Genomic DNA, 13,349 nt, shown 5'->3' with positions numbered 1-13,349 from the left:
TAAATCGTCGTTGGCAAGTTACTGTTTAATTGAAGTTAATATTTCAAGTTCTTCACCTGCATGTTCAGGATTAAGTTTCTTAAACTGTTTCTTAAAAACGTTTATGAGAATATTGGTATCCCCATCAAAAGCAATACCCGAGTCTCTTTCTGATAATTTACCAGCATATTGATAACCCAAACGCGTTAAATGAACAAGAGCTGGCATTTGTACTCGTGTTGCTTCGTTAAATTCATTCTTTTTAGTTTGATTATATGCCATAATTTTTCTCCACATTGTAAGTAAGAGCTTACTTTTCTTTATTATCTTCCCTATTCTCAGCCACAGTCTCAAACAAGTCCTCCACCTTACAGTCAAGTGCAATTGCTATTTTCATGAGCACGTCCATACGTACCGTTTCATTTTTGCCCAATTTAGCGATTGAATTGCTACTGATACAGGCTTTTTCTTTAAGCTGTACTTTGTTCATATTTTTATCAATCAAGATTTTCCACAATTTGTTGTATTTAATTATCATTTTAGCTTGTGATTACTCCCCTCAAGTTATGTATGTAGCAATAAAGAAAGCCTGTAAAGCGAAACATTATCATTATCTTTGCTCATTATATGAAAATTGTCCGTTAATAACAAGATAATATTGGTGTTTGCCAATTTTTAGTCTTTTTATATTTTTGTTGCAACACATTCTTTGCCATAACAAAGCAATTAAAATCCTAAGAGTGTTTCAGAAATTCACTCTCAGTAATTTCAATAAAATTCGCCCACATTTCACCCATTCCCCCGCTACCATAGCTTCAGCTCCACATAAGTCCCTGCCTGCACGGAGTAAATGTAAACATGCAGATGCACTTTAACTTCTTCCTCGGATAAGTTCAAGCCCTGTTTCAAGGCCAAAGCATACAATTGCATCGGCACCTTGTAATGGTTCAAGAAGAACTTCTCTAAATTGGCCCGATCAGTTTGAGCTGCCTTACTCAAAATATCAGTCTTGTAGTCAACTAGATAAATCTCTTTATCAGTCCGCCACCAAAGATCAATCACACCTTGCACGCTTATCTCCAAATCTAGCCCCTGCGCCTGATCCATATTGTGCAATTGGTCGGCTAGCCCCTTAGAAATAAGCTCTGGGAAGTAATCAACGAATTTAACAAGGGGCCATTGCATAACAAACGGGAACTCACGATAAATCGCCTTAGTTTCCTTTTGGAGTGCAATCGCCAAGTCCTCATATAGTGACCTAAATTGCCCAGTTTCAGCTGACTCTAAATAAATAGCCGCCAATTTAGGCATAACGTCAAGCACAATTTCTTTGGCAGCCCTAGGGATAATGTTTGAGTCTACTAAGTTGTCTAGTTGCTTCGTCAAAAGCGAAATTAAGCTCTGTACAGCGTTTTTGCCGCCATTTCCTTGTTCGTGAATTAATGTCGCTAAGCTATTCAAATCTACAAACTGTAAGAAGCGGTGGATCAGGGTGCCTCTGTCGGTAGCTGTGAAAGTCAGTTCAGCTATTTGAGCAGCTTGCTTCATGGAAGGGCTATTAAGCATTGTTGAAGCAGAATCGCACAAATTGGCAAATTCCGTCACAATTTTAGCGCTTTTAGCTGCGCTTAAAGGCAAATTTTCAGTTTCCGCTGGCTCAGATTTAGGCTTTTTGGCATCAGCTTGTTTTAGTTTGGTTAATTTAGCTTTAGGTGCAACTAAGTGTTTAATCTCACTGACACTGTATTTCGTATTATAAGGTGTTAATGCACTCGCCAATTCCACCTCAACTAGCCTATTAGCATTAACTTGTAATTGTAATCTCTCAGGTTCTGGCAAGCTTGCACTTAAATCCGTGCCTGCCAAACTAGAAGCTAACATAGAATTTGGACGAGCTGCTTTTAGGTCGTTTGCCTTCAACTTGTTCAAATTGGTCAGCAAGTTTTTGACCTGCGTCGCTAAAATTGTTTGCGTCGTAATATCCCAGTAAAGTGGCGTTTCTGCCTGTTTTTCGCCTGAATTTCGTTTGTTGTCCACTTTACAGATGGCTGTTTCACTTAGCAGTTTGGCCTGTTTTAAGACATTTGGTTCTTTTAGCACCAAATCTCTATATTCGGCCGTCAGATTCTCAACTTCCTCTTTATTTTCTTCTTTAGCTTCTTCATCAGTCGTTTCTGCGTTTGCTTCCAACTTAATTTGGGCGTATTTATCAGCAATGTTGGTGTATTTAGCTAGCGGCAAATAAATTTTAGCAAGCGTCAGAAGCCAAGTTTCGCTCGTCAAATTCTCTAATTCATAATAACTAGCTCCATTTTTAGAATTTAGACTCACATTATAAGTGCGAAATTGCCAAGCCAAGTTAAGTAAATCAGCATAAGTTTTAGCCTGATAAATTTCAGCTAATTGCAATTTAGACGCCCGGTAACCAGCGCCCGCACTAGCGCTATCATCAGCGCCGTAATTAGCTCTCTCTACAGGCAAAGCATTAGCGCCATCATCAACCATGTAACCAGAGCCATTACCCGCTAAAGTCATAGTCGTGGCACAAGCATCATCACTAGCCCTGTTGCTAGCCTCGTCGCTAGCCAAATTATTAGTCAGCTCATTCACGTAAAGATACAATTTGCCTTTAGCGCGGCTGAAAGCCACATAGAGCAATCTGAGTTCTTCGGCGTATATCGCCTCTCGCTCAGCAATTTTTAGTGCAAGTTCGCTCATACTCACATATTGCACAAGGCCATTTGCGACACTATCTTTCAGCACAAAGCCCAAAGTATCGGCATAGTTAATCTCATTGGTCCTAAATTTAAGCTGGTAATCTAATCCCGCTATGAAAACATAGTCAAATTCCAAACCTTTTGCAGCATGGAACGTCAACAAATTCACACTAGTTCCAAGCTTAGGCATGTCAGCTTCCAACATGATGGCACTTGCAGTTGGCATAGCAGTCAAAAGATTAGCCAAGGTTGGATAAGTGTACAGCTTATTAGTCTGCTTCACTAGGCGGCGTAAAGCTAATAAAGCACTTGCCTGTTCAGCGAGCATATCAGAGTTAAGGGCTAGCTGTTTCAGCTTGATCTCACTAAAAATCGTTTGCCAAGCTGCATTGAAGCCAAGTTCATTAAATAAATCCTGCCACCTATAAAGCTGCTCCAAATCAAGCTCTAATTTGCTGGCAAGTTCAGGCTGGGTAAACTTCGCATAGTCAACCAAAAAGTCAGGTATTTGTTCTGCCAAAAATTCACTTAACTTGCTTGCCTTAAACTGTATGGCCGCCAGGTATAGATCCAACACCTGATGATATGGCAAATAATGCAAATTTTTGAGTAAACTCACCTGTTCTTCACTCAAACTACTAGCATGCTTGAGGGCAAATTGGCTGTAATCTTCTAACGCTGCCTTAATTTCCGCTATCTCGGCTAAGCTCAAAGGTGCCAGGACATAAGTTGCAGTTAAATAGCTCGTAATTGTTTCATCGTCAGAAGCATTCGTCAAAGCCTTAACCAGGAAATACAATTCCAAGGCTGCCACTGTCGGCGCACTTGTCGTTTGTTCAGTATCATCATTTTTGCCTTTAGCTAACGTATACGGCAACTTGCTCTCAGCCAAGGCCTGTGCAACTTTGGCTAAAGTGCTGTGTGAGCGTGCTAAAACAGCGATGCTTTTCCCTTCAAGTTGCGTAGGCTCACTTAAAATTTGTTTAATTTCACTAGCGATCAGATACGGCTCACAAGTTTTGGCGTTTAAGTCAGCACTTAATAACGCGTCCTTGTCACTTAATTCTGAGGCTAAAAGTGTCTGTAATTCATCAATATTGTCAGGTGCTATATCACTCTTACAACTAGTAATTTTCACAACTGGCTCAGGTGCTAATTTTTGCTTGGCAAATTTGGGCGCAGCTTGAAAGTAATGTGCATCTTTGATGTAATCAAAGCTAAAAAGTTCAGGTTGAAAGAGCGCCTGGAAAATCTCGTTACAAAATGTCAAGATACCAGGCAATGAACGATAGTTAGTATTGAAATTAACTAAAGTCCAGATAGGCGAATCTGTTGCAGTCGAACCTATCTGTTTGGCTAAATTGACCTTGCTCTGAAAGTTTGCGAGTTTAGCGTTTCTAAACGCATAGATACTCTGCTTGATATCGCCGACAACGAACAAATTGTCTTTGGCCAATTTTTGCAAAATCGCCTCTTGAATATTGGACGTGTCTTGATATTCATCGACATATATTTCCTGATAATGCTCTTTACAATAATCGCTAACTTTCTTAGTTTTCAGCAAAGTATAGGCCGTCTGCTCTAAGTCTGAAAAATCCGCTACCTGTTTTTCTTTTTTCAAGTTCGCATAAGCGCCATCCAGAGCTAGCAACAATTCTACCCACAGCATATTTTTTTGCTGCTGTTCTTTGGCTAAATATGTTTCTTGGCCTAAATCGAAATTGAGCAGGTTCGGCTGAATATTGCTGAATTTGTTGATTTCGGTTTGGCTGATAATTTTAATTTGTGGCGCAATTAACTGTAAAATTGGTCCGACAAACTTAATATATTGCTCGCGGAGCAATGTTTCAGTTGCATCAGCAGCTGTTCGTGCGTTAAATTTGAACGGTTTCGACCCTTTCTTGTCGGCAAGTTCAGGCGGCACGGCTAAGCTTTGACCAAAGGCAACAACTTGTTTGTATATGTCATAAACTTGCGTATCTGGCTCAAGTTCTAAGTCTACCGCTGCCCTTTCACCTTTGCTGAAGCGCTGTTTAACATTAGCTAAGCTATTAAATTGGGCTAAAAGCGGGGCTAAATGGCTTTGAATTTCACTAATTAGATAGATCAAATAATTAGTCACTTCTGTTCTCTCATCAGGGCTAGCTGCTTTCTTCACAAAACAAGCGCCCGGTAAATGCGTCCTTAAATAATCTGCCTTTACATTAAAATAAGTAAAAGCTTGCTCAAGTTCCTTTAAGAAATAGCTATATTCCGGGGCTAATTGCAAATTTTCCGCTCGCTTATAAGCATAGACGGCTGCGTCCTCTAGTTTTTGCATGTAGTCTGGATAGCTTCTAAACTGTTTGTAGGTTGATTTTAGAACTGAAATTAGGTTCGTCAAATCTTTAGTGGCCCGAAGCTGAGCTAATAGCAAAAGCCACGTTTGCTTGAAATTCTCGCCTTGTAAATTCATCTGCAGACATAGTTGCTTAAATTCATTGTTAGCCTGCTCCGTAAAAGTCGTCTCTGAAAGCTCATCAGGCAAAATATTCGTCAAATTCTGACTAAATTGGCCCCAATCAAGCATGGCATTGGTGTTGATGACTTGTAGCACGTAATCTAACACTCTTTGACAAGCTTGCTCCAACAACGTGTCGCTCACTTTCTCATCGGCAATCTTTGCCTGCTTAATTTCATTGGCCTGCAAGGCAATCCCACCATCTGCTAAATCAGCTGCATCAGCAATTAATTGCTTACAAAAGGCGTGAATGGTTGAAATTTGGGCAAAAGCTAGTTCACTTGTCGCTTGACTCAAAGTAGTCTCAGCCGTCTGACAAACATCTAAGCCCAAACTCTCACGTTCAGAAAGAGGCATTTCTAAGAAAGCTTGCCTAATTTGAGCAATTTTGTCTAGCAAGGCTGTCTGCATGTTTTCACTGGCTTTTTCTGTAAAAGTCAAGATCAGCAATTTGGCTAAAGTAGTTTCTTTAGCTAAAACTCGGCACATGATTCTTTCTGTCATCGTGTAAGTTTTGCCAGAACCAGCAGCTGCCGAAACGACAATATTGCCTTTAGGTAAAGTGACAGCCTTATATTGTTCAGCATTTAGTTCTAGTTGCTGTAAGCGCCATTTCACAATTGAATTCAGCTGTTCACTCATCTAAATTCGCCTCCTGATTTAATCTGTTTTGCCAAGCTTGCAAAGCTGCCTCCAACTTCGTTAAAGCGCTGTTTTTCTTGCCTTTGCTATTTGCTCTTTCGCTTGCCATATAGCGATATGCGCCACTGGCAAGGTCATATTTAGCTAGGCACTGAAATGGTAAATTCCCCGTTCCATCAGCTCCTAAAATCGGCAGATAAGGGAATTTGGCGGCCAAAATATCAACTAAAGAGGCCTGACTCAAATGCAAACTATAATCTGCTAAATCATTCAAAAGTTGGCTATTTCTAACAAAATCAGAACTAGTTAGCTTGAACTTATCACTTGCCTTATCTTCTTTGCACACTTCAAGTTTAGCGATTAATTCATGCGCATTTCTAGACAGAGCAAAGAAGTTTGGCCCTAAGTCTAGCGCCTTACTAGCTAGGCCAGATTTGGACTTATTCACGTACAAATTCTTCAAATAAAGATAACTCGCCTGGCTCACTTTAAGCTTGTTATTTACTAAAGCCGTGTACAAAGGCATCTGCAAGTCAAAGCCGGCTAATAAGCGTTCGTAGTCAAATTTTGTAGAGCCTGTCTTGTAATCAATAACAGCAAAGTCTGTCGCTTGGAAATTGCTATCAAAAGCTGTGTCCACCCGGTCAATCTTACCAAGAAGCTGCGCGGCCTTACAAATTGCAACTTTATCTGAAATTTCCATCTTATCCAAAATTGTTGCTTTATCTGAATTTGCTGTTTGGGCCAAATCGGCGCTCAGGCTAGCGATTAAATTCGAATCTGCTAAAGGTAACTCAAAGCGTTTCTCTAAATATGTTGGTAGCGTGTATTCTGCATCTTGTCTCGTCTGGCCCAAAATATTTTTCAAGCTATATAGCGCTTGATCAATGAGCTGCGGATAAAGCACCTCTTGATAAACCAGGCTGTTTAGATCCAGCTTCTCGCCCCGTGTTTTCTCCAGATTTTGCCAGATTTGTTGAACGAACATGCGTTTAGTAGCCTGCTTGGCTTTGAGAGTTTCCAAACTAGCGGCCAAATTATTGAGGCTAGCTTGTTCAACGCGCTCAGATTCAGTCTGCTTCATAAACTCCAATAAGCTGATACTCGGTTGGTAATCGTAAAGATACGGTGCTGTCAGCGCCTGATAAATCTTAGCTATCTTGGCTGTCATGTCATTTGTTTTAGATAAAGGCAAAGTTGCTGTAAAAGGTTCTTTCAGGCTGGTTTGTAAATAAGCTTGCAAAGCGGAAATATCTAAAGTTTGTGCCAATTCATTTAGGTGATCAATGTCTATCGCCTGTTCACTTAATTTGTAGCTCGTTAAATAGAATGTCTTAACGGCTAATTCGGCAAAAGCATGCAACAATATGCCGTAGTTACGGGCAGATTTGGATATGCTGTTAGCTTCTTGTAAGCCTAAAAGGTAGCGGCAGAAAAAGACGAATGGATTTTGCCGATATGTTTCAAGCTGGTTGATTGAAAATGTATAACGGTTAGCTAACAAACGTTTAAGCAAGGCAAAATCAAGTTGTTTCTCAGATTGTTCCATCCTTAACAAGTTTATTTCCGACCCTAACTGCCACTCTGTTTCTATATTGTTACTAGCGTCTGTCATAGCTTCCGTTAGAGCCTCAGTCGTGGCATTTTCCTTAGTTTCTGGCATGACATCTGTCGTAGTCTCTGGCGTTGGCTCTGGCGTGACTTGATTTTCAGGAACAGAAACTTCTTGGAGGGCCTGACAAGTTTGTTTAGCAAAGTTGAGAAACTCCAAAATTGCCAAACGGAACTTACGCTTCGGATACATTTGTTCACTTACGGCACATAATTCATATGCTGACAGATAGTTATGCCACAAAGTTTGCCAAGTTTTAGACTGTTTTACAGCCTGCTTAGCTTGCAAATCCAGCTTAGCTAATTGCTTAATTAACTCGCTGTTAGCCTGTAAATAATCACTACTTAATAAAGCCTTTGTCGTTGTTTGCTTATGAGTTAAGCTAGCTTCTGCTTCATTTAGGCTATCTTTCGCTTCATTCAGGCTATCTTTCGCTTCATTCAGGCTATCTTTCGCTTCATTCAGGCTATCTTTCGCTTCATTCAGGCTCTCATTCGCCACATTTTGCACTTCAACACCTGGCAGGCTGGCAAGCTGCATCGGCCAAGTATTGGCTTCATTTGTAAACTGACAGATTGTCACTTCAGCTGGCAGAATTAAGTTCGCATACAAAAAGCATAATAGCTGGCGTTGACTAGCTGAACTTGTATCAAAGGCTGAAATTGCATTGTTGAACGCCAAAGCGTTTCTAGTCTTTCCTAACTCAGCTTCATAGCTAGCTAACAATTCCAAATCTTCTAAGCTAAATACACCTGACTGCATCTGATTAACCAAATCATTTACTTGCGCAAAGTTAATTAAATAAATCACCTTAAAGCGCATGTAAGCAGCTTTTTCAGCCCCACTCACCCAAATTTGAAGACCAAAACTTGGTAAGAGATTAAACTCCATAGTCTTAAAGTCAAGTTCCAAGCTATTAAGAAAGTCAATCAAGCTTTCATGCTGTAAGTCATAACTGTATTTTAATAGCTCGCCATAATGCTTGATGAACTTCTGAAAAGCTGCCTGCAAAGTCTCGCCAGCTTGTCTTAATAAAGCGTTTTCACTATTAGTTAAATCTTGGCTTAGGAGATATATGCGTTCAGCTAGTGCGCTGTCTTGTAAATAGCGTAAAATGGCCTTTAGTCTTTCGCCGCGCGTTTTCGCTTTTTGCAAATTTTTTTGCAATTTGCTAAGTGGCCACAGTATTTCTTCGCTTATCTTGCCAGCTTCTACTTCCATTAGGCAATCTAAACTGTTTTTTGCTAGATCTATAGCTAAAAAATCAGTAAGTTTGCGAAACGGGCCAAGCAATCTGCGGTAGTTCAAGTCATGGCTCAGTAGGTAATTTTCATAATTTGCCAAATCGTAATGTTTATTTTTCCACAAAGGCGAATGCAAAAAGGCTAAAACCGTCTCTCTATTCAAGCCATATTTGAGTATCTGCCATAGTTTATCCAAATAGCTGCTCAAAATAGAACTTTGGGCCTGTTCTTCCGCTAAATATATTGGCAAATTAAAGTCTGCTGCAACGCTCAAAAATTCCGCACTATCCTCAGCGTAGTTAGAGAATAAGATGGCACAATCTGAGAATTTGTTTTTTGCATTTGGCCCAGTGCAATTTAATTCTAGTTCGCGCAAAATTGCACGATAAATGCTTAATTTGTCGCTTGTTTGTTTCAAATTTAGCTGCCTGTTTAATGGCGCTGGCCACTTGGCTAGCTTAGCTTGTTCAGGCGCTAATTTAGTTCCGTTATTAAGCTCGCATGTAGCTTTTTTGGAAGTTTGAAAGGTAGCCTCAAGCGCCGTCTTCTGTACAGCTTCACTGGTAGCTTGTGGGACCTGTAAATCACAGAGTTTAGCCTCTATTGCTGCCTGATTCAAATCATAATTTGGGATAAGGTATGTGCATTCTAATTTACCTAATGCCGGCAAGCTTAATAGTTCCAGGCACGCTCTAATTCCCGCTTGATACACATTGGCAGCCTTAATAGGTAAATGTTGAAAGAAATCTAAGCACTTGTCGCTGCCTAAATTACGCAAATTAGGCTGATAATAGTAAGAATAATTGGCTTGGACAAACTCAAATTCAGCTCGTAAAGTTGCTATTTTGGGATAATTGGCAGCAATATTCGGCAAGCTGACACTCAAGCATAAATCCACGCCTAGCTTAGATAGTTCCTCTAAAAGCGTCCATTCTTGACGGGTAATAAAATTATCTTCTGCAAAGCCGTAAAAATAGAAAGCACTGTTATCTAAAAAGCTTAAGCGTTTTAAGGTTGCCTCGAAGCTGTCACCCTGTTTTTCTTTAAATTGGCGATACTGTTTCAGCAAATTAATTAAGGCGGCAACTATGCCAACTGAATCGGTTAAATTCTCAGTCTCTAATGCCGTCTGATAAGCTGTACTCAAATCTTGTAAAGCGGTCAATTTCTTACGAAGCTTGTCAGCTTTGGCCGTCTTAAATTTGGCTAAAGCTGTAATGATGTCTGTTAAATTCAGCTGAAAGCGCCTTAAATCTGCTTCTGTGGTCAGCAATTTCTGCATGTATTCTGGCTTATGGAAGAAGCTCGACAAGGCTGCATAGTTAGCCTCTTCTTGGCTAGCTTGTTCTGATTTAATCGTCTGCACATGGATGTAAACTAACAAGCTGGCTAATTCATTGCTGACAGCTTTCATTTGGCACGCTAAAGTTTCTTTGAACAAGCGGTATGCGAGGCGTTTAATCGACAGAACTTCGGTAAAAAATAGTTGTCCACCAGCTTTGGATAATAAGTTCTGCTCTAACAGTAATTTACGGTTTTCTGGGACTATCACAAAAATAGGCTTAAACTGCTTCTTCTGCCTTAATTGGCAAACTGCATCAGTCATGTAATCAAGTATCTGAAATTTATCTGCTCCGGCTACGATGTGCATATTGGCTGCCCTGTTTTTTGACTTAATTATAGTGCTTATTGGGGAATTTGACACACGGACATGAAATGCAAAAAGGCTATGGTATTGCCTGTTGTCATTTGATTAATGTAAAAAGAGAGGTTTTACCCTCTCTTCACTTTAATGCTCCACCTTTAACGGTAGCCAGACACCTATATCAAAAATAGTTAACCATCTTTCTTCCTAACAAACGTGCCGGCTGGTAATTTGGGCCAATTGGCAGGAATTGCAAGATAAAACATTTCTTTAGCATGGCGGATTCTAGCTTGTTTACGACCATTAGAATCATAGAGAGCTTCAACTTGGTATGTCAAAATCGGACCTCTTGGCAACACAAACTCCAACACCTCACCAATGTCAACGAAATTACGCTCCTCCAATAAGGCATAGCGACCAACTGGCAAAACTCCCTCTTCCTCAAGCTCATGCGTGGCATCATCTAACAATTCTAACTTCTTAAGCTCACGCTGCTTCCTTTTGCCTAAGCTAGCTGTCTTTACTACAAACTCCTCCAAAGGCATTAGGCCAGCTTCAGGACTTGCAAATTCACTTGCCTCTAAATCACGCATAACAATGCCGGCTATTGTCGCTTCTTTCTGGTAGCTCTCATCTTTCGCCACCTGCGCTTGTTCTTGTGGAGCTTTGAAGTAAAAACCTGTCCCATACTCACGATGCGTCATCTGCTTAAGCTCATTCAAGCATTCAGGCTCAAACACATAATGTTCAGGATCAGCTAGATAGCTATCCAAAGCCTTACGATAAGCACGAATAGTCATAGCCACATAGTAAGCACCTTTCATGCGACCCTCAATCTTAAAGCTAGTGATACCAGCTTCCACCATCTCTGGGATATGCTCAATCATGCACAAATCTTTGCTGGACAGAAAATACGTCCCGTGCTGATCTTCTTCTAATGAGAACTGATAATTTTCCTCTGGCTTTTCGCCGTTATGTAAAGTCTTTTGCAAACGCTTCTGCTCAATTAATTTATATTCCCAACGGCAAATTTGCGCACACTCCCCTTGATTAGCCCCACGGCCAGTCAACATATTAGAAAGCAAGCAACGACCAGAATAAGCCATACACATTGCCCCGTGAACAAAGGCCTCAAGCGTCATATCAGCTGGAATAGATTCAGCAATACTCTGAATATCTTCCAAAGACAATTCGCGTGCCAAAACAATGCGCTTTGCGCCATTGGCCCACCAAAATAAGCAGCCTTGGGCATTAGTTGTAGATGCTTGAGTAGAAATATGTTTCTCTAATTCTGGCGCTAATTCATTGAAACGTAGCAAGACACCAGGATCTGAAATTATCACGCCATCTGGCTTGAGTTCTTTTAGGAAATTAATATACGAATCCAATTCCGCCATATGTGAAGGATGGGCCATGATATTGCATGTGATATACATTTTAACGCCATGCTCTGTGCAATATTGTCTAGCCTGAAACATCTCATCGGTGGTGAAATTTTTGCTAAAAGCACGCAAGCCAAACGCCTGACCAGCCATGTAAACAGCATCAGTGCCATAGAGAACAGCCGCTTTCAACTTTTCCATATTGCCAGCTGGAGCTAATAACTCAATTGGTCCACGCCAAGCACCACGCTTTTTTTGCATGCTTAAATCCTCTCCTACTTAGCTTAATTACCGTTTAGTGGTTCCAAGTATTTCTCAATATTAGCCTGATGTTCCTGCAAAGTATTGGCAAACACGTTGCGACCTGTCTTACCAGCTGCACAGAAATAGAGATAATTTCGACTTTCAGCTGAAGTGTCTGGATACAAAGCTGCTGAAATTGCCTCAGCGCCAGGATTACAGATAGGGCCTGGGGTTAAGCCTGGATTTTTGTAAGTATTGTAGGCTGACTCACGATTCAAATCATTATCTTTGACCAAGAACACAGGCTCCAATCTCTCTTGCTGTCTCAGATAGTTAATCGTAGCACACGACTCTAAAGCAATACCCTTAGCCAAACGATTGCTAAAAACACGGCTAACTTTGTACATCTCTTGCGAAACAGACGACTCTTTTTGAATGATACTAGCTAAAATTATCACCTGATCCATCGTCATGTTCAAAGTGTTAGCCCGTTCATAATACTGATCTAACAGCTTGTAATGTGTATTGTTAAGTAGCGTACTCAAGATACTAATCTCGCTCGCATTGCAATCGAAATAGTATGAATCTGGGAACAGATAGCCATCTAACAAGAAATTGCGGCCTGGAGTACGCTTAATGCCATCCAAGAAATCAAAATGTTCAAACTTTTCTGGTGAATTCATCAGTTTGTCCATCTTGGCCTCATTGAATGAAATACCTGATTTACGCAAAATATTCTTAATATCAATATAGGTACTGCCTTCTGGGATAACAACTAAGACCCGATCAGGCTTCAAAGTCAATGTAAACATCAGCTCATCATAGCCCATATTTGGTCTTAGATAGTGTGTGCCGTATTGGTAGTTACCATCGAAACCGTTCAACTTAGACAGAACCTGAAAAACCGTCTTGGACTTAATTAAGCCCTGACTCTCCAACTTAGCCGCTATCTGCTTACTTGCATCACCAAAGTCGATGAAAACAGGCTTCAAGCCTTCTTCACCTTTGATAGGCACAGCATAAGATAGAGGAATTTTCTTCTCTTTTTTCCAGGCCTTAAGCTTCTCTTTATAAGCTTTAAGCTTGTTCTCTTCCAACTTAGCCAGCTCAGCCTCACTCAGCTTATGCTCGCCCTTTGCTTCACGTTTCTTGTCTGCTAACTCTTTAGCAAATTGCGTATCAACCTGATCTTGAATGAAATCCTGTTGCTTGGCAATCTGCTCCATATAGTCATAGCGTGTCTTTTGCTTAAGCACGACTCTATAACCAAACATCAAGCCAAATACCACAGCTATCAACAAAAGACAAACAATAAATAAACCACTAAAAGTTGTTCTTATTTTTCTAGAGAGCATTTTGCTTCCTTTCTCTTATAGCCAGGCTAG

Annotated in this window: 6 protein-coding genes; all 6 read right to left on the bottom strand. The window is 40.5% G+C overall.

Translation table 11 applies throughout. The features are described from left to right. Positions 1-18 precede the first annotated feature (18 nt). The 6 genes from PYS62_RS01685 to mltG all read right to left on the bottom strand — a co-directional run bounded on the left by PYS62_RS01685 (position 19) and on the right by mltG (position 13,319). Positions 19-261 (bottom strand): hypothetical protein, encoded by a 243-nt coding sequence (locus PYS62_RS01685; RefSeq protein WP_315574126.1) that lies wholly within the window; start codon positions 259-261, stop codon positions 19-21. 28 nt (positions 262-289) lie between these two features. Beyond that, entirely contained in the window at positions 290-517 is a 228-nt protein-coding gene (locus PYS62_RS01680; RefSeq protein ID WP_066714858.1) for a helix-turn-helix domain-containing protein, read from the bottom strand. 266 nt (positions 518-783) lie between these two features. Continuing rightward, a complete protein-coding gene (locus PYS62_RS01675; RefSeq protein ID WP_066714860.1) occupies positions 784-5,838 on the bottom strand; it encodes a UvrD-helicase domain-containing protein in 5,055 nt (1,684 codons plus the stop codon). Continuing rightward, positions 5,831-10,345, bottom strand: a complete 4,515-nt coding sequence (locus PYS62_RS01670; RefSeq protein WP_315574125.1) for a PD-(D/E)XK nuclease family protein — start codon at positions 10,343-10,345, stop codon at positions 5,831-5,833. Before PYS62_RS01670 ends, PYS62_RS01675 begins: the two co-directional genes overlap by 8 nt. Before the next feature lie 185 nt (positions 10,346-10,530). Next, complete coding sequence (locus tag PYS62_RS01665) at positions 10,531-11,982, bottom strand: peptidase U32 family protein (RefSeq protein WP_066714864.1); 1,452 nt, start codon at positions 11,980-11,982, stop codon at positions 10,531-10,533. Positions 11,983-12,005: 23 nt separating this feature from the next. Next, a complete protein-coding gene (mltG, locus tag PYS62_RS01660) occupies positions 12,006-13,319 on the bottom strand; it encodes an endolytic transglycosylase MltG (protein WP_066714866.1) in 1,314 nt (437 codons plus the stop codon). Positions 13,320-13,349 lie beyond the last annotated feature (30 nt).

It is taken from the genome of Amygdalobacter nucleatus, assembly GCF_029167365.1.
Lineage (GTDB): Bacteria > Bacillota > Clostridia > Saccharofermentanales > Fastidiosipilaceae > Amygdalobacter > Amygdalobacter nucleatus.
This window is presented reverse-complemented; position numbering and strand designations above follow the sequence as displayed.

Excerpts from the sequence above, each read along its gene's own strand:
- PYS62_RS01685 (WP_315574126.1), bottom strand. The coding sequence starts at position 261 with ATGGCATATAATCAAACTAAAAAGAATGAATTTAACGAAGCAACACGA.
- mltG (WP_066714866.1), bottom strand. The coding sequence starts at position 13,319 with ATGCTCTCTAGAAAAATAAGAACAACTTTTAGTGGTTTATTTATTGTT.
- PYS62_RS01680 (WP_066714858.1), bottom strand. The coding sequence starts at position 517 with ATGATAATTAAATACAACAAATTGTGGAAAATCTTGATTGATAAAAAT.
- PYS62_RS01670 (WP_315574125.1), bottom strand. The coding sequence starts at position 10,345 with ATGCACATCGTAGCCGGAGCAGATAAATTTCAGATACTTGATTACATG.
- PYS62_RS01675 (WP_066714860.1), bottom strand. The coding sequence starts at position 5,838 with ATGAGTGAACAGCTGAATTCAATTGTGAAATGGCGCTTACAGCAACTA.
- PYS62_RS01665 (WP_066714864.1), bottom strand. The coding sequence starts at position 11,982 with ATGCAAAAAAAGCGTGGTGCTTGGCGTGGACCAATTGAGTTATTAGCT.